Annotated in this window: 15 protein-coding genes, 1 tRNA gene and 1 pseudogene; 7 read left to right on the forward strand and 10 right to left on the reverse strand. The window is 70.1% G+C overall.

All coding sequences use genetic code 11. From position 1 onward, the window contains the following. Window positions 1-198: 198 nt before the first annotated feature. Together IMZ11_RS35775 and IMZ11_RS35780 are read left to right on the forward strand one after the other, a co-directional pair. On the forward strand, window positions 199-1,092 hold the full coding sequence (locus IMZ11_RS35775; protein WP_228646864.1) for a methyltransferase domain-containing protein: 894 nt from the start codon (window positions 199-201) through the stop codon (window positions 1,090-1,092). A 187-nt stretch (window positions 1,093-1,279) separates the two neighbouring features. After that, complete coding sequence (locus tag IMZ11_RS35780) at window positions 1,280-1,498, forward strand: hypothetical protein (RefSeq protein WP_228646865.1); 219 nt, start codon at window positions 1,280-1,282, stop codon at window positions 1,496-1,498. A gap of 181 nt (window positions 1,499-1,679) precedes the next feature. Here the strand turns inward: IMZ11_RS35780 and IMZ11_RS35785 are convergent, their stop codons facing one another. Beyond that, the gene (locus IMZ11_RS35785) at window positions 1,680-1,952 is read right to left on the reverse strand and encodes a WD40 repeat domain-containing protein (RefSeq protein ID WP_228646866.1); all 273 of its coding nucleotides are present in this window, start codon (window positions 1,950-1,952) and stop codon (window positions 1,680-1,682) included. A 483-nt stretch (window positions 1,953-2,435) separates the two neighbouring features. Next, entirely contained in the window at window positions 2,436-2,585 is a 150-nt protein-coding gene (locus tag IMZ11_RS35790; protein WP_228646867.1) for a hypothetical protein, read from the reverse strand. Between the two features lie 346 nt (window positions 2,586-2,931). On the opposite strand from IMZ11_RS35790, the gene IMZ11_RS35795 reads away from it, so the two are divergent. Then, window positions 2,932-6,078: a BTAD domain-containing putative transcriptional regulator gene (locus IMZ11_RS35795; protein WP_228646868.1), complete on the forward strand. Its 3,147-nt coding sequence runs from the start codon at window positions 2,932-2,934 to the stop codon at window positions 6,076-6,078. Between the two features lie 253 nt (window positions 6,079-6,331). Here the strand turns inward: IMZ11_RS35795 and IMZ11_RS35800 are convergent, their stop codons facing one another. The 5 genes and pseudogenes from IMZ11_RS35800 to IMZ11_RS35820 form a co-directional block, all read right to left on the reverse strand. Continuing rightward, window positions 6,332-6,703: a hypothetical protein gene (locus tag IMZ11_RS35800; protein ID WP_228646869.1), complete on the reverse strand. Its 372-nt coding sequence runs from the start codon at window positions 6,701-6,703 to the stop codon at window positions 6,332-6,334. A 217-nt stretch (window positions 6,704-6,920) separates the two neighbouring features. Next, a complete protein-coding gene (locus tag IMZ11_RS35805; protein ID WP_228646870.1) occupies window positions 6,921-7,238 on the reverse strand; it encodes a hypothetical protein in 318 nt (105 codons plus the stop codon). Between the two features lie 233 nt (window positions 7,239-7,471). Further along, window positions 7,472-7,912, reverse strand: a pseudogene (locus tag IMZ11_RS35810) (transposase); the annotation flags it as partial. A gap of 503 nt (window positions 7,913-8,415) precedes the next feature. Then, the gene (locus IMZ11_RS35815; RefSeq protein ID WP_228646871.1) at window positions 8,416-10,617 is read right to left on the reverse strand and encodes a SpoIIE family protein phosphatase; all 2,202 of its coding nucleotides are present in this window, start codon (window positions 10,615-10,617) and stop codon (window positions 8,416-8,418) included. A 493-nt stretch (window positions 10,618-11,110) separates the two neighbouring features. Further along, complete coding sequence (locus IMZ11_RS35820; RefSeq protein WP_228646872.1) at window positions 11,111-11,542, reverse strand: hypothetical protein; 432 nt, start codon at window positions 11,540-11,542, stop codon at window positions 11,111-11,113. Window positions 11,543-11,632: 90 nt separating this feature from the next. On the opposite strand from IMZ11_RS35820, the gene IMZ11_RS35825 reads away from it, so the two are divergent. Together IMZ11_RS35825 and IMZ11_RS35830 are read left to right on the forward strand one after the other, a co-directional pair. Next, window positions 11,633-12,304: a metalloregulator ArsR/SmtB family transcription factor gene (locus tag IMZ11_RS35825; protein WP_228646873.1), complete on the forward strand. Its 672-nt coding sequence runs from the start codon at window positions 11,633-11,635 to the stop codon at window positions 12,302-12,304. Window positions 12,305-12,520: 216 nt separating this feature from the next. Beyond that, window positions 12,521-13,219 (forward strand): hypothetical protein, encoded by a 699-nt coding sequence (locus IMZ11_RS35830; RefSeq protein ID WP_228646874.1) that lies wholly within the window; start codon window positions 12,521-12,523, stop codon window positions 13,217-13,219. Here the strand turns inward: IMZ11_RS35830 and IMZ11_RS35835 are convergent. Together IMZ11_RS35835 and IMZ11_RS35840 are read right to left on the reverse strand one after the other, a co-directional pair. Further along, window positions 13,200-13,610 carry a hypothetical protein gene (locus tag IMZ11_RS35835; protein WP_228646875.1) on the reverse strand — a complete coding sequence of 137 codons (411 nt, stop codon included), beginning with the start codon at window positions 13,608-13,610 and terminating at the stop codon, window positions 13,200-13,202. The genes IMZ11_RS35830 and IMZ11_RS35835 overlap by 20 nt on opposite strands. 256 nt (window positions 13,611-13,866) lie before the next feature. Next, a tRNA-Sec gene (locus tag IMZ11_RS35840) sits at window positions 13,867-13,959 on the reverse strand. Between the two features lie 91 nt (window positions 13,960-14,050). Between IMZ11_RS35840 and selD the strand changes: the two genes are divergently transcribed. Both selD and IMZ11_RS35850 read left to right on the forward strand, forming a co-directional pair. Next, entirely contained in the window at window positions 14,051-15,169 is a 1,119-nt protein-coding gene (selD, locus tag IMZ11_RS35845) for a selenide, water dikinase SelD (RefSeq protein ID WP_228646876.1), read from the forward strand. Between the two features lie 293 nt (window positions 15,170-15,462). Further along, a complete protein-coding gene (locus IMZ11_RS35850) occupies window positions 15,463-15,783 on the forward strand; it encodes a hypothetical protein (protein WP_228646877.1) in 321 nt (106 codons plus the stop codon). Between the two features lie 107 nt (window positions 15,784-15,890). On the opposite strand, the gene nrfD is transcribed toward IMZ11_RS35850, so the two are convergent. After that, window positions 15,891-16,838 (reverse strand): NrfD/PsrC family molybdoenzyme membrane anchor subunit (gene nrfD / locus IMZ11_RS35855; RefSeq protein WP_308066888.1); only part of this gene is annotated, 948 nt, incomplete at its 5' end.

The raw sequence follows: 16,838 nt of genomic DNA on the forward strand, positions 1-16,838 counted from the left end.
AGCCGGCCGTAGCCGACAGTCCGGTCAGCGCGCCGTCCCGCGCCTGGTGCGCTGGCTGTGGGGGCCGAATACATGTACCCCTTCCGGCGCGTCACGGTGCAGAACCGTGCTGGAGGACGTGCGGGGTTCGCTGGCTGTGTGAGATATTCCTCTCCCGTCGTCGTGGCGCTGGTGGTCTGGGGAGGTGATCATGTAGTGATGACCTCCTCGCCCCGCCCGCCGCACGTCGGTGGCCGACCGGATCCGATAGGCGGGACTACCGCGCTCGGTGGAGAGCCCGCTCCCGCCCGCGGGTACCTGCTGGACAACGCGCGCGCCGAGGCCGGCGAGCGATTCGTTTGGCTGGCCGAGCTGTTCGACGGTGTGACGCGGGGGCACTTCGATCGGCTGGGGGTCAGGGTCGGCTCGCGCTGCTGGGAGGTGGGGGCCGGTGGCCGGAGTATCCCGGAGGCGCTCGCGGCGGCCGTCGGTCCCACCGGGCACGTGCTGGCCACGGACATCGACCCGTCGTGGCTGGAGGCAGGCGGCGGGTACGAGGTGCGCCGGCACGACGTCGCCGCTGATCCGCCCCCGGAGCCGGGGACGTTCGATCTGGTGCACGCCCGGCTCGTGCTGGTCCATCTACCCGACCGGGCTCGGGCGTTGGCCACGATGGCGGCGGCGCTGCGGCCCGGCGGCTGGCTGCTGGTCGAGGACGCCGATACCGCGCTACAGCCACTGGCATGCCTGGACGACAGCGGCCCGGCGCAGCGGCGGGCCAACCGGCTGCGCGACGCGGTCCGGGAGCTGCTGACGCGCCGCGGCGCGGACCTGCGCTACGGCCGGACACTGCCGCGGGCATTGCGTGAGGCCGGCTTGGTAGATGTCGCCGCGGCGGGCTCTTTCCCGGTCGGCGGGCTGGCCTGCGACCGGCTGGAGGCGGCGACCATCCGGCACGTGCGCGGCGAGCTGCTCGCGGCCGGCCTGGCCGACGACGCCGAGATCGACGCGCACTTGGCCGCCATCCACGCGGGCAAACTCGACCTGACACTCGCGCCGCTGATCTCGGCCTGGGGACGCCGTCCAGTCGAGCACCCGTCGGCACTCGGTTAGGTGCGGATCCAGGCGTTGTCCGACCTGCCCGCAGCGCTGTTCGTCGAGGGGATTTTCGGGCCGCAGGAGTAGCCCCTTACGGGGGCGGTCGTCATGCCGAGCATCGTCTCGGAAACGTCCCGCAACCCCGGTGCCGACACGCCGGTCGGGTACGCCCGGGTATCCACCCGCGGCCAAGCAGCTTGCGGTGCTTGCGCGGTCCGGCTTTCACTTCGGCGACGGGCACGCCTTCGGGGACGTCGCCGAGTTCGCGCCGCTCGTCGGGGGGATGCGGATGGTGTACCGGCTGCCGGACGGCACCCGGTACGGCTGCCGCTCGTACATGGCGACGGTCGCCTCGGTGCCCTTCTCGGCGACGATGAGCCCTTCGCTCTCGCAGTTCGGTCCCTTCGGGGCGCTGCGCTGAGCCGGCGAGCAGACCAGTTCCTGGACTTTCCGGACCCCCTACGCGCGGGCGCGCGCGAGATCTATTCACAGAAGTCCAGTCCTGTGATCCCCTCCGGCGGATCAGCTGGTCCCCAACCGGCCTCCGGGGAGGGTCGGACCGGATTTTGGTGGTAGGGCTGAAGCGGTGATGATCTACTGGGTCAGCGGGCCTGCCACAACTTCACGCTGTGGTCGAGGCTGCCGGTGGCGAGGGTTGTGCTGTCCGGGCTGAAGGCCACCGAGGAGATCCAGCCGGTGTGGCCGGTGAGGGTGGCGCTCGGTGCGAGGTTAGTGGTGCTCGGTGTGGGGTCGGAGGTGATCGGTATGACGGTGGTGCAGGCGACCGTGGTCGGTACGCCGATGACCAGGGTGCCGAGCCCGCCCAGGAGCAGGGTGCGGCGAGATAGTGATCGGCGCTGCTGCGAAGGGGTCATATTCACACCCGTAGGTGTAGAAGATCACGCTTGAGATTGACTTGTATACCTCGGCATCACCTTCTGCCCGCCCGGGCCGAGCGGCTCGCCGGCGGCGAACGGCTTCGGAGCTCGGCCGCGCCGGGCGGGCCCGGTAGCCGCCGGGAAAAAGGCATCGTCACTGCTCCGTTGGCGGCAGCATTTAGTTCACTACCTCATCCACAGTCCGGCGACATCCCGCGCGACCGGCGGGTGACAGCTACGTGGACCACGACCTGGTGTTCCCGCGCGCGGACGGTCGGCCGTTTTCTCCGTACCGGATTTCGGAGCGGTTCCGTTCCACGAGGCGCGGCACACCGCGGCATCACTCGCCATGGAGGCCGGGCTGCCGGTGAAGGTCGTGTCGAGTCAGCTTGGGCATGTATGGAGTCCGGATCTTCCGGGCCGCCGCTCGCTCACAAAACGTAGGCAGCCCGGGCGGTAGAGCCGGGCTGCTGATTCTGCTCACTTGGTGGGAAGTGTCGACGACACGTGAAAACTGGCTCTGGCAGGCGCGCTGGTGCCCCTGGCCGTGGTCGAGCCGGGCCCGATGGTGCTGTTGGCCGGGATCGGCGCGGTCGGGTCGCTCGGGACGAACGCGCTGTCGGACATCATCGGTGCTTCCCTGATCGCCGCCCGCGACAAAACTCGGGGCGGCAGGCGGAGCACCACCCCATCTCCCAGACCCGTATGTGAACTACATGCTGCCCGGCATCCTGCTCATCACGGTCGCCTCGGGCATCGCCAGCCCGGCCCGAAGCGCGGAGCGCCCCTCACGTCCAGGGCGTTCTAGGTCCAGATGAGGCCCTTGCGCATGCCGACCACCTCCTCCGCGATCTCGTTCGCTTCAGGTCACAGCATGAAATGGGGCGGTATGCGCGAGTCATAATCGATCTTGTGGATTTCGGCCCGGCTGTATACGTTCTGCACCGACGCCTTCGACGCACAGGGAGTGTCCACCGTGGAGTTCGGAGTTCTCGGCCCACTCGTCGTGCGAAACGGCGGCGAGGCGATACGCCTGACCTCCACTAAGCAGCAGATCCTGCTTGCGGTGTTGCTCTGCCACGCCAACATCCCGGTCTCCCGGGAGCGCCTCCTGGAGGCGCTGTGGCAGGAGCCGCCGGCGTCCGCCGCGGAGAACCTGCGCCTGTACGTGCACCGGCTGCGCCGGGTGCTCCGAGCGCCACAGCGCATCACCAGCTACGCCTCCGGCTACCTGCTGGCCGTCCATCCCGGCGAGGCGGACGCGGACAGGTTCGGCGAGCTCGCCGCCGAGGCGGGCCAAGCCCGGGAGACCGGAGACCTGAAGCGCGCGGGCGAGCTGCTGACTGGGGCGTTGGCACTGTGGCGGGGGAAGGCGTACGACGGCATCGCCCAGATCCCGCTGATCCGCGAGACCGCGGCCCGCCTGGAGGAGGAGCGCGTGCGCGCCGTAGAAGAACGGGTGGGCATCGACCTCACGTTCGGCCGGCACGCCGACGTGGTGCCGGAACTGACCATGTTGGTGGACGAGCACCCCTATCGGGAGGTCCTGCGACGCCACCTGATGCTCGCGCTCTACCGGTCCGGCCGGCAGAGCGAGGCGCTGGAGGTCTTCCGGCGGACCCGCTCCCTGCTCATCGAGGAGCTGGGCGTCGAACCGGGCCCCGAGCTGCGGCTGCTGCACGAGGCGATGCTGCGTGGCGAAGAGGATCTCTGGTCACCGCCGCACCCGTCGCCGCCGCCCGTCCCCCGGGAGCTCCCGACCGGTGTGTACGGATTCACTGGCCGGGCGGATGCGCTCAAGGTGCTCGACGAGACGCTGTCCGGCGATCATGCAGGCGCGGCCGCGCCGGTCGCCCTCGCGGTCATCGCCGGGCCCGCCGGCGTGGGCAAGACCGCCCTCGGGCTGCGTTGGGCCCAGCGGATCACGCACCGGTTTCCGGACGGGCAGCTCTACCTGAACCTGCGCGGGTACTCCGCGGAGCCGCCGTTGCGTCCGATGGAGGCGCTGACAGCGTTCCTGCGCGCGCTGGGCACGCCCCCGCAGCGGATGCCGTCCGACCAGGCGCAGGCCGCGGCCCAATACCGTTCGCTCCTGGCCGACCGGCGCATGCTCGTGTTGCTGGACAACGCGGCGTCCGCCGAACAGGTCCGCCCCTTGCTGCCGGGTGCCCTCGGCTGCCTCGTGGTCGTCACCAGCCGTGACCGTCTCAGCGGGCTGATCGCTCGGGAGGGCGCGCGGCGGATCACGCTCGACGTCCTTACGCCGGCGGAGGCTCGGGAACTGCTCGCCTCGTTCCTCGGCGAGCGGCGGATCGCGTTGGAGCCGGAGGCCGTGGCGGAGATCGCCGAACTGTGTGGGCGCCTGCCGCTGGCGCTCCGGATCGCGGCCGCCCACCTGGCCGATCGCCCGCTGCGGCGGATCGCGGACTACGCCGCGGAACTCGCCGAGGGCAACCCGCTGGCGACTCTGGAGATCGCCGGTGACAGCGGCACGGCCGTACGCGCCGCCCTGGACGGGTCGTACGAGACGCTGTCCTCGGAGGAGCGGCGGATGTTCCGCCTCCTCGGCATCGCGCCGGGCATGGACTTCACTGTGGAGGCGGCCGCCGCCGCTTCGGACCGGAGCCCGGAGCAGACAGCGCGGCTGCTCGATCAGCTGGCGGCCGCGCATCTCCTCGAAGAGCGGGTGGCGGGCCGCTTCGCCTTCCACGACCTCGTCCGGCTGTACGCACAGGCCCAAGCGCACGCGGAGGACAGCGTCGAGGAGCGGGTGGTAGCCGTCGGGCGGGTGTACCGGTGGTACCTGTCCGCCGCGGACAGCGCGGCCGGGCTGCTCTACTCGCATCTGCTGCGGATGCCTCCCCTTCCCGTGCCCGCCGTACGGTTCGAGGAAGCCGGTGACGCCCGCAGATGGCTGGACGCCGAGTCGGTCAACCTGGTGGTCGCGACAGTGGAGGCCGCCGAAGGCGGCGCACCGCGCGAGGCATGGCATCTGGCCATGGCGCTGCGCGGCTACTACTGGCTGTCGGGCGATGCGGACGCGGCCATGACCACGGCGGAGGCGGGGCTCGCCGCCGCGCGGGCCTCCCGGGACCTGCGGGGCGAGGCCGGCGCCCGGCTCACCCTCGGCCAGACCCTCAGTCGGCTCGGACGGACCGAGGAGGCGTTCAGCCATCTCGATCGGGTCATCGATCTGACGGAACGGCTCGACTGGCCGGAGTGCCGGGCGTCCGCGCTCACCGTGCTCGGCAACCTGCACCTCGATCGGGGCAGGCTTGAGCGTTCGGCCGACTCCTACCGCCAAGCCCTGAGACTGGACCTGGAACGCGGAAACATGGCGCGACAGGCGGTGAACCTGGCCAACCTCGCCTTCGTGGCGCTGCATGCGGGAAACCTGAAGCAGGCCGTCGCGGACTGCGAAGACGTGCTGAGGCGGTACCGCGTGGCCGGTTCGGGTGACGGGCATCCAGCCGTACTCGACACCCTCGGTCACGCCTGCCATCTCCTCGGCAGGTTCGAGGAGTCACTCGGCCATTTCGAGCACGCTCTGAAGATCTACCGAAAGATCGGGAACACCGTCGAAGAGCCTCTCGTGCTGGCCGCCTGCGCGGCCGTGCATCTCGACGCCGGACGCCGGGAGCAGGCTCTGCGGCAGGCCGAGGCGGCCGTCCGCGCCGCGAGCGGTGCCGGGGAGCGGACTCAGGCCGGCGTCCTGGTCGCTCTCGGCTCGGTGCACCGGTACCTGGGGCGCCTGCCGTCCGCGCTCCGGCATCTCCAGCGGGCCCAGGCCGCCGCCGACGTCATCGCCGACCGGTTGCTGGACACGAGGATCCGGATCGAGCTCGCCGCCACCCGCCTCGCGACGGCCGACGTCGCCGTGGCCACGGCCGACGCGGAGCATGCCCTGGCCCTGGCGAAGGACGCGGGATATCGCGTATGGGAAGGCCGGGCGCTGCTCGCCCTGGCCGAGGCCGACCTCACCCTCGGAAGGGTCGAACGAGGCGCGGAACGCGCCGCACGGGCGCTCGCCCTGCACCGCGAGACCGGCCACAGCCTCGGCCAGGGACAGGCTCTGCTCCTGCTGGCCGACGCCGCCCCCGGCGCCGGGCCGATTCGTGCCTAGCTGATCCCTGCGCGACCGACCCCTGCTCGACCGATCCCTGCGCGACCGATTCGTGCGCGGCTGATGTCCAGTCCCAGAACATGATTGACAGTTCTGTCCCACCACATACTTGACGGATGCCCGAGGAAACACGACCGGCCTTGCGGGGCCGGGCCGCTTTGATACTGCGGACGGGTTGAAGTCGTGGTACGGCGAACCACGCAGGTGTCGTCGGGAAGTTCGATGGTCAGCGTGGCATCGCTGACGTGCACGGTCACGATCGCCCGTGCCGTCCACACCGCCGCGATGCGCTGGCCACGGCGTGGGGGCGCCGCAGGAGATCGCGATGCCTGCGCAGGATCGTGTCCGGGCGGACCGGCAGCGCGAGGTGCCCCAGCACCAAGATCTCGATGTCCTTGTCATGATCGCTCCTGGGCGGCAGCCGCAGGAGCGAGAAGGCGTTCGTCACCATGAGGTAGGCCAAGCGGCGGCTCTTCGACATGCTCAGCGCTCCTGACGACACGCTGCTGGTCTTCGCTCTGGGGCCGCGTACCGGCTCGGCCGAGCTTCCGCCGGTCGTCTCCACGGCCGAGACTTCGGAATGGCTGCTGATCGACAGGCCGCGGAAACTCGCCTTCCCCTGCACATTCAGTTCGTGGCGGAGTTCTTCCGTTCGAGATGACGAACACATCACCAGGAGCTCGCGGTCGGCGTCGTCTTGTGATCGGGCGTCCTTCAGAACCGCCCATCACCGTGGTGCTTCGTCCCTTGACGACAGGGCGCGGCCGGCACGCGCGGCGCCCTGTCGCCGCCCACGTGATCCGCGTGCGCTCCGGCCGGAGCGCACGCGGATCAGGCTCGGGCTATGCGTGGAAGACGCCGCCTCCACCAACCTCTTCGTTGCTTTGGCAGCTCACGATGGACGGCTCGCGGTTGATCGCCCGCCAGGGGCCCCACCTGATCGTGTAATTGGTCGTACCGATCTTGTAGCATCGGGCCCACACCTGATAGTTGTAACCGCTAGGGCCCTGGCTGCACTTCGCCCACCAGCCATTGCCATAAGGGGCGTCGCTGCAGTTCCAAGACGCCGCGTGCGCGGCCGTCGCCGGAACGATCATCGCTCCGGCCATCAGCCCACCGATCACAGCCGCCTTGAGCGCTTTTCTTACTCCCGCCTTCATTGGCCTCCTTCTTGATCGCAGATGCGGCAAACATATCCAGGAGGCCGTATACCGGTCGTATACCGGCGGCATATCCCCTGCTCGGGCAAGTGAGATGGTCTCGAAGTCGGGTCCCGAGGAACAGCTTCGAGTTGTTCTTACGATTTATGCATTAGGAGTCGAGTTGTTCGCCGAGACGTATCAGCGCCCGGCGTGTTTCCTCCGACGAGACCTCGTTGTAGATGTTCATGGTGTTAATCCCCTGAAAACGTGGAGACGGTCCTATGCCCACCGGCCCTCAGCAGGGCCGTTGACGTTTGCCTCTTCTCGGTCATCTGATGCTCGAATGCGATGGGCGACAGTCCGTCGTTCACGCTGTTCCTCCTTCTTGTGTTGCAGAAGTCGGTGATCCAGGTCGCGATCTTCACGCGGTCCTCGGCCCGAGTCCGAAAGCGCTGCCGGTGCACGTACTCGACCTTGAGCGTGCTGTTGAACGCCTCGGCCGCGGCGTTGTCGAGAGCGCATCCCACTCGGCCCATCGACTGCACGATGCCGTGCTTGCGGCATTCGGCCTGGTAGCGGGCAGCGGTGTACTCCGACCCGCGGTCCGAGTGAAAGATCACCCCATCCACATTCCCGCCCCTGGTGGCCACCGCCATCTGGAGTGAAGCGACGGTCAGTGACCACGGTGAATGTGCGGCCGACCAGGTCCGGCGCCGCTCGCCGTTTGCCCTGCCGGGTCAGCGACCGGCGCTTCTTGGGCGGGCGGCCGACCAGCCCGAGCTCAGCCATCCGGGCCCTACCGCTCGATGTCCTCGCCGCCCATCGCGCTTCCACGTACGAACCCCAAAAAGAGGGGGGCGCAGCCGATGCCGTGACGATCGCCTGCGTCGGTGCTCGCCGTCCAGGGCTGGGGCGATCGACGCCGCGGCCCTCCTTAGTCGGGCCCATGGCACCGAGCATGATCGGGCGGGTCAGGGCAATCTCTCCGCCGTCACCCTGACCTGCCTGGCCATCCTGATCAACATGCGTACCGTCCGCTTCGATGGCGTAAGTCTCAGAAGGTGTCGAGGGGCCCGCCGACTCGGACGCCATGGCCTAGCGTCTGCTTCTTGAATCACCTTTGGAGGGGCTCAGGAGGAGGCAAACGCATGTCAGCGACCATGAGATCCCTCTGATGTTCACGCCTGTCAGGACCTCAGATCTCGGTTTTGAGGAGGAGCAGGGCGATGTCGTCGGAGCGTTGCCGGCTGTGCGGGGCACGCTGGAGCAGGGTGTCAGCGATCTGCTGAAGGGGCCGGTCTGGGCCGTGCGTGAGGTCGGCGGCGAGGTTCGCGATGGCGCGGCCGAGGTCACCGCCGGGGCTTTCGACCAGGCCGTCGGTATAGAGGGCGAGCAGTGCGCCGGGCGGAAGGGGGTGTTCGAGGGTGGGATACGTGGCGCCGGGGTCGATGCCGAGAAGCACTCCGGGAGGCACGTCGATGATCCGCCCGGGCTCGTCCGGGAGGCTCAACAGCGGCGGGAGGTGGCCGGCGCTGGCCGCGTACAGGGCGCCCCGCTTCAGGTCGAGGTGGACGTACAGGCAGCTGGTGAAGAGGTCGGGAGACAGGTCGAGGAGTAGCCGGTTGGTGTGGGTGAGGACCTGACCAGGGCCGGCGCCGGTCGCGGCGTGGGCGTGGACGGCGGTGCGCACCTGTCCCATGAGCGCGGCGGCCGTCATGTTATGTCCCTGGACGTCGCCGATGACCGCGGCGACCGCGCTGTCGTCCAGGCGGATCAGGTCGTAGAAGTCGCCTCCGATGCCCACACCATGGGTCGCGGGCAGGTAGCGGGCGGCGACGTCCACCCCTGGGACCGCCGGCAGGTTGCTGGGCAGCAGGCCGGCCTGCAAGCTTTGGGCGAGCCTGTCCTTGATGTCGTAGATGCGGGCGCGATCGAGGGCCTGGGCGGTCAATCCGGCGAGCGCGGTGAGGGTGGATCGCTCCTCGGCGATGAAGGCGTGCGGCTCGGCGTAGGCGAGCACGCACATGCCGACGGGCCGGTCGGAGGCGATCAGCGGCAGGAACGCCCAGGCGTTCATCTCGTCGTAATGAACGGCGTGCGGGTATGCCTGCTGGAACTCGTCCCAGATGGCGAAGAACTCCGCCTCTCCGGTGCGCACGGCGTGCTCGCCGGGCGTCGACAAGGTAATCGGGAGGCCCTGGAACCGGTCGACGACGCCGGCGCCGTAGCCGCGCGACCCGATGACCTGCATTCGTCCGCACTCCAGGACCGCGATCGCCATGGCGCGGACGTCGAACACCGGCATGACGTGGTCGGCGACCAGATCGACGACATGCCGCATGGTGACCGCCCGGGTGAGGCTCGCGGTCAGATGGAGCAGGTTGTAGAACGCTTCCGCCCGGGGCGGCCGGTCCAGACCGGACACCGGTTCCCGCACCCGCTCCAGCGTCGGGGGCCGAGCCGCTGGAACGCGGGCAGGACCGGAAGCTGACTCGCGCCCGTGCTCCTCGGCAGCGGGCTCGGCCGCCGGAACCGAGGTGATGCGAAGGGTGATACCCGACCGATCCGGAAACAGTTGGAGAAACCTGCTGTCGCCGTCGGGGAGTTCGGCGGTGTAGGACGTGACCTCCCGGCTGACTATCGCCGCACGGTAGCGGTCTTCGAACACCGGATTCCGCAGCCACGCCGCCACTTCCCACGGCGGTCGTCCGAGCAGGCTCGCGACGGTGCCGCCGAGCAGCTCTGCCGCGGTGGTGGTGGCGTAGGTGATGCGGCCTTCCAGATCCAGCGACACACAGCTCTCGGGGAGCCGGTTGAGGCAGTCCACCGCCGCGCGAGTGTGCTGTCCCGTCACCTCGTCGCTCCGTGCCGGGGCCAGGAGGCACGGCCGATCACCCGGCAGCACCGGGGCGCCGTGCTCGGCCGCGCGTCGCAGCAGGTCGGCGATCTGCCGGCGGGCGGCATCGATGATCTCGCGCTCCCCTTCGGAGAGCTGCGGTGGGTGCAGCGTGGGCCACACCAGCATCAGAACGCCGAAGTCGCGTGTACCGCTGTGAATGGGAGCGGTGGCCACCGCGATTTGGTACGGAAAGGCGAGCGCGGCCCCGGGAAAGCGGCGGGCCAGATCATGGTGATCGGACACCCACACCAGCCGTCGCTCGCGGGCGGCGGCGGCGGCGACGGGCACCAGACTCTGTACCCTGATCCGCGCCCACGGCTTCGCGATCTGGAGGGGCAGGCCGATCACCCGATCCATCAGGAGGACCCGATCCGCGTCGGCCAGGAGGTAGATCGCACCGATGTGCGCGCCGACGTCGGCCGTCACGCGAAGGAGCATCTCGTCCAACGCGCGCGCGTACTGCTCGGATTCGGTGGGGCAACCGACCGGGACCCGCATGGTCTATCCGGCCCTGCCCTGTGCCTGACCAGCGCATCTGTGCAGGAAAAACCGCATATCGGTATTTGGTCGTACGGGCGCAATGGCCATCGTTGTCGGATGCCGCCCCTCACGTGTCCTAGGCATGACTAGAGCTTTATGGTTCTTACCCGTATGCCGGGCCAGTTCCTGTGCCGGGCCCTCTTCAGCTAGGCAGCGGTTCGGTCGCAACGCCAGGTGTGAGGGTCCGGGGCGCCCCGGCCCGACCATCCGCACCGCCTCGTCCCTGGCCGCGATTCGCGAGGAGGCAGACGGCGGAGAGGCCGCCCTGTCGGCTGGGCCAGGTCTGTCCCGGATGCGGAGCCGTGGTCGAGGTGCGCGCAGCCATCTCCTGCCCCCGCCTGCGGCGAGCAGCTGACCAGCACCTAAAGGCCGGTACGTTCAGCCGCAAGGCGGGTCGGCGTAGGAGGCCACGGACCTCCTACGCCGACCTGCGATGTCTGTTGCGGGTTCTTCAGCGCGACTGCCGTGTGCCGTGATAGCGCTGGGCGAGCCGGGCGAGGGCGACTGCGCCGAGCAGGAGGCCGAAGTCGCGCAGCGCGATGTCATAGTGACCGGGGATGGTCAGCAGGTTGAGGATGATGCCGGCCAGCCATCCGGCCACCAGCCAGCCCCCGAAGCGCGGGGCGAGCGCGACGACGAGGCCCGCCACGATCTCGATGACACCCACGGCGTACATGGCTGCCTGGGCGCTGCCTGGAACGACGTCGTTGATCCAGGGTGCGAGGTAGGTGGGCCAGTCCACGAGCAGGTTGGTGAATTTGTCCAGCCCGAACAGGATCGGTGCCACGGTGAGCCCGGTGCGCAGGATGACGAACGCCTGGTAGCCGGGATCGGCCAGCGCAGCCCGTCTCGGGGTGGCGGACGTGGTGGTTGCGGACGACATGACGCCCTTCCTTCTATCGGCAACACTTGCTTACGATAGAAGCGCACGGACTCTCTTTCGTCAATGACTTTGGGTTTTAGAATGGTGTTCGTGGACCATCCGAAAGAAGCACCCCACGCCGACGTCTCCGCCGTCGCCGCTCTGGACGAGCCAACCCGCAGGAGGCTCTACGACCACGTCGTGCGCCAGCCGGGCCCGGTCAGCCGCGATGAGGCTGCCGCCGCCCTTGGCCTGGCCCTGCGGACCGCGGCCTTCCACCTGGAGCGCCTCGCCGACGAATCACTGCTCGACGTCGTCTACGAGCGGCGCAGCGGGCGTACCGGTCCGGGTGCGGGCAGGCCCGCCAAGCTCTATAAGCGCTCCACCAAGCAGGTCACCGTCAGCCTGCCGGAACGGAATTACGAACTGGCCGGACGGCTTCTCGCCCAGGCCCTGGAGGAGTCCGAAGACACCGGTGAGCCGGTGCGGACCGTCCTGCACCGCAAAGCCCATGAACTGGGCACGTGGCTGGCCGGCCAGGACCACACGGGGGTGTTCGACCTGCTGGAGCGGTATGGATTCGAGCCCCGCCATGACGGTGAGGTCATCGTTTTGGGCAACTGCCTCTTCCACGCGCTCGCCCGCGAACACACCCAGACGGTATGCGGCATGAACCTCCACCTGCTCCGCGGCGTACTTCACGGGCTCGACGAAGACAGGCTGCAGGCGTGCCTGGCTCCCGCCCCCGGCCGGTGCTGTGTCCGCCTGGAGCCGGCTTCCTGACCCCACGGGAGCCAGAAGGCACTACGGCACAGCTCACCGCGTCCATCGAGAGCCCCGGTGTCGAACTGGGCGAGCGCGTCCACCGCGGCTAGCGGGTCCGGGCGATCCGTGGCCTGGCCGGCGCCCAGCAATACGCCGTATGGGACCGCACCCAGTTCCCCACGCCGCAAGCGCCGCGCAAACCGCGTGCAAGTGGGCACCGGTAGCGTCCCGATCATGTCGATACGATGGCTCGCGGGCGCGGCCGCGACGATGGCCGCGGCCGCGCTGTTGCTCCCCTCCCCCGCCTCCGCGTCCGCCTCCGGGACGGGGTCAGGTGGCCACGCCGCTTCGAGCGCTCCGGCCGCCCTGACCGCTCCGGCCGCCCTGACCGCTCCGGCCGCGCCGGCGACGGTGGCCAAGCGGCTGTTCGGCGCCTGGCTGCGCGGCGACCGCGCGGCGGCGGCCCGGGTCGCCTCGCCGTCCGCGGTGAACACGCTGTTCTCCTACGTCTACCGCGCGCCGGACGGCTTCACCGGGTGCACCGGGAACCGGTGCCGGTTCACGCACACCAGCGTTCGGGTGCCGGGCGGCCTGAACGGGATCCTGATGATCGTCTCGGGGACGAAGGTGACACGGGTCTACGAGTCCCGCCACCTCACCCGCCCGTCGACGGCGGCGGCGTACCTGTTCTCCGCGTGGCAGAAGGGTGATCGCGATCGCGGGCTGGAGGTCGCCTCGACGGCGGCCGTCTCCTCCCTGTTCCGCACGAAGTTCGACCCGGCCGGCGTGACGTACTACCGCCAGGGGTGCACTGCCGAGCCGAAGGGCTTCAGCTGCGCCTACTCCTACGAGGGTGGGGCCATGCTGATGCACGTCACCGGGTCGCGCTCATCCGGGTATGAGGTGCGCTCGATCAGCTACATCGCGGACTGACCGGACGCGCGGCGCCCGGCGGACGCGGTTTCCGGTGAATGCGGCATTCACCGGAAACCGGGCGCTCGCCCGCGACGACCAAGTGCGGGCCGAACGCGCCGAGGACCTGCGACTGCCCGGCCGGGCCGCCAGCGATCGACGCGACCAGCTGGGAGGCGCGATGCTCGGCAGGGAGCGGGTCGACCGTGCCGTCCATCGCGCGGCGGCCGGCGATCAGCCGCCCCTTCGACATGGCGTTGCCGATCCACGTCGCCGCGTACCGCACCTCGGGGGTCGAGTCGTAGTACGCCCACGCCTGACGCTGCCACGTCTGGTTCGGTTGGGTGGCCTGGTAGCCGAAACGGCGGGCGGTCCAGCGGGCGGCTGCGGCGGCGAGGCTGCGGATGCTCATCGCGCCTCGCCGCGGCGGCGGCTGGCCGTTTCGGACATCGGGGCCCTTCGGTGGGTGTCGACCCTTGCCCGGCCCGTAGCCAACAGCGCGCTTCTCAGACTACCGAGACGAGCTGATGTTTCCCGGACCGGAATGACGCAGCACGGACAAGATCGTAACGCGACGTTCCCCTTTTGTTCCCCATCGACCCCTGGGGTGATGTCGGCGGGGAAACCGTGATCGTCTCTCACGAGTCCCCGCGCGTTCTCCCTGGTAGCGGAGGCGGACGGGAATCGAACCCGCCAGGCCGAGATCCTCGACCTCAACGATTTTGAAGACCGCGGGGGCCACCAGGCGCCCAGACGCCTCCAGGGGAGAACGTATCGGCAGGCGGGTAAGGGCCATCACGAACGGCACCCATGAACTCCCCACTTCTGTCCAGATCGATCAAGTGAGGCGGCATGACCGGAACGACGACGGAGCCCGGATCTTCCCTGCCGGGATCCGGCGCGGGGAACGGCCCGGTGGCGATCACCGCGCCCCGGGGCGGGGAACCCCGCGTGGGAGACGGTACGGCGAACGGCACGATACGGCTCACGCAGTACGCCCACGGAGGCGGCTGCGCCTGCAAGATCCCTCCCGGCGAGCTGGAGGCCATCGTCTCGGGGCTCATCGGCCGCCCTGACGACGCCTTCTCTCCCGCCGGTGAGCTGCTCGTCGGGCTGGACGACGGGGACGACGCCGCCGTGATCCGGATCGAGAGCGGCCGGGCGGTCGTCGCGACGGCCGATTTCTTCACGCCCGTCGTTGACGATCCCTACGACTGGGGGCGGATCGCCGCCACCAACGCCCTGTCCGACGTGTACGCGGTGGGCGGTGAGCCGCTGGTGGCGGTCAACCTGCTGGGCTGGCCCCGCGACACGCTGCCGATGGAGCTCGTCAGCGAGGTGCTGCGCGGCGGCCTCGACGTCGCGCGGGCGGCGGGCTGCCACGTGGCGGGCGGCCACAGCGTCGACGACCCGGAACCGAAGTACGGCATGGCCGTCACCGGCCTGGCCGATCCGGCCCGGCTGCTGCGCATCGACGGGGGCCGGGCCGGCCTGCCGATCTCGCTCACCAAACCGCTCGGCATCGGCGTGCTGAACACCCGGCACAAGTCGACGGGCGAGGTCTTCCCGCAGGCCGTCGCCGCGATGACCACGCTGAACCGGGACGCGGCGCGGGCGGCGCTCGCGGCGGGAGCCGGGTGCGCAACGGACGTGACCGGCTTCGGGCTCCTGGGCCACCTGTACAAGCTGGCCAGAGCGAGCGGCGTCACGGCGGTGGTGGAGACGGCGGCCGTGCCGTACCTGGAGGGCGCGAGGGAGGCCGTGCGAGACGGCTATGTGAGTGGTGGCACCCGGCGCAACCTGGCCTGGGTGGAACCCCATCTCGATCCGGGTCACTGCGGCGCCGCCGAACTCCTGCTGCTGGCCGACGCGCAGACGTCAGGGGGCCTGCTCGTGGTGGGCGAGGTTCCGGGCGCCCCCGTCATCGGTGAGCTCGTCGCACGCGACGGCGCCGCGCTGCGACTGCGCTGAGCGCCGTCACGGGAGCACGCCGCGTCATTCCGCGGCCGCCAGATATCGGGCATCTCCGCAGTTCATCCCCTATGCGCGGTGCCACCCCATTTCCAGCGACGCCCGCATATCGTTACGGTCGCCACGCCATCAAGCCGCCGGAAACGCCTTGTCGATCGCGGCCGTAGCCGAACCCCCGGCACCGTTGAGATGGTGACCTTGCTCCCGCCTTGCCCGCACGATGCGCGACAGCCCTGCAAGGACGGGAGGATCGCGCTCATCATTCCCCCCGGCAGAGAAAGGGACCATCGGCCGTGCGTACACGTCTCAGGACCGCGCTCACCACGACCACTCTCGGCGTCGGCATCAGTGTCTTCGCCATCCACGGCATCGCCGCGGCGTCCACTTCGGCGATCCCGACGGGCAACGCCCCGTCCTGCGTCGCCGTCTGGCAGAACACCGGCACCATCACCAAGACCGGCTACGCCCGAAACGACTGCGGCTACTCGCTGAACCTGAAGATCGTCTGGGCGAACGGCGTGGACGGGAGCTGCCAGACCGCCCGGCCCGGCGACACCATCAAGAGCAAAGTGCCGCGGGGCCCCAGGAACTTCGACGGCGCCGACCGCTGCTGATCGCATCAGCGCGGACGAGAACGGCCCCCGCCCCCGACGAGGGCGGGGGCCGTTCTGTGCCTGCACCACCGCCGGAAGCACCGGCGGTCGGTCCGCGGGAGCCGAACTCATCGGCCGGGAACGGAGGCCGGCCCTGCCGTCTCGACGCGCTCCCGCTGCGGCACCACCGTGTACTTCGGATCGGCGGCGGAGGCGCGGCCCGCCTCCAGGACGCCGAACCGGGTGCACAGCGCCCCGGCGGTGAGGGCGAGTCCGGACGCGGCGGTGGCGACGCGGCTGCGTCCCGCGAGCAGAGTGAGCAGGCCGCCGCCCGCCGTCAGAGCACGCGCCGCACGCAGCAGGCGTCCGGCCCTGCCCTGCCGGTACGGCTCGCCGACCAGCCCCAGCCGTTGTTCGAGGAGCGTGGCGGCGGCCGTCTCCACGGCGGCCCCGAGGAGGGCCACGGCGCGGGCGGGACCGGCCTCCGCCCGGGGCGTGGCCAGCATTCCCGCCGCTCCGGCGCTGGCCAACGCACTGCCGGCGAACAGGAACGGCAGCTCCCGGTAGCCCGCGTGCCAGGCGGGCACGGCGGTGTCGGCCACCAGCACGGCCGTGTAGGTCGCGGTCAACGGTCCGGTCACCACGGTCGCCAGGGCGGCGGCGTCACCGACGGCGGGGAGGATCCTCGTCACGTCCGACGCGGCGGCCGCCGCCGACAGCCCGCCCTGGGCGGCCAGGATCCACGACCCGACGCTCATCGGCGAGGTCGGCTTGAACACCCGCAGCATGTTCAGGAACCGCGCGGGCCGGCCGAGCTCGGCGATCAGGAAGGCGGATCCCGTGGACGCCCCGAGGGCGGCGGTGATCCGCGCGGCGCGGGCCAGACGGTGGCGTCCGGTGAGCCCGGCCAGGACCGCGGTGAGCGACGACGCCCCGGACAGTCCGCCCAGGTAGAGGTAGAGCGGCATGTGTGGCACGTGCCAGATCGGGCGCTTGATCACGGGATGCCCGTAGTAGGAGCGGAACTCCGCCTCCGGCACCGTCTCCGGCGCCGCCCCCGAGACCATGCCCCCCAC

This window comes from Microtetraspora sp. AC03309 (genome assembly GCF_020826795.1).
In the GTDB taxonomy this organism is placed as follows: domain Bacteria; phylum Actinomycetota; class Actinomycetes; order Streptosporangiales; family Streptosporangiaceae; genus Microtetraspora; species Microtetraspora glauca.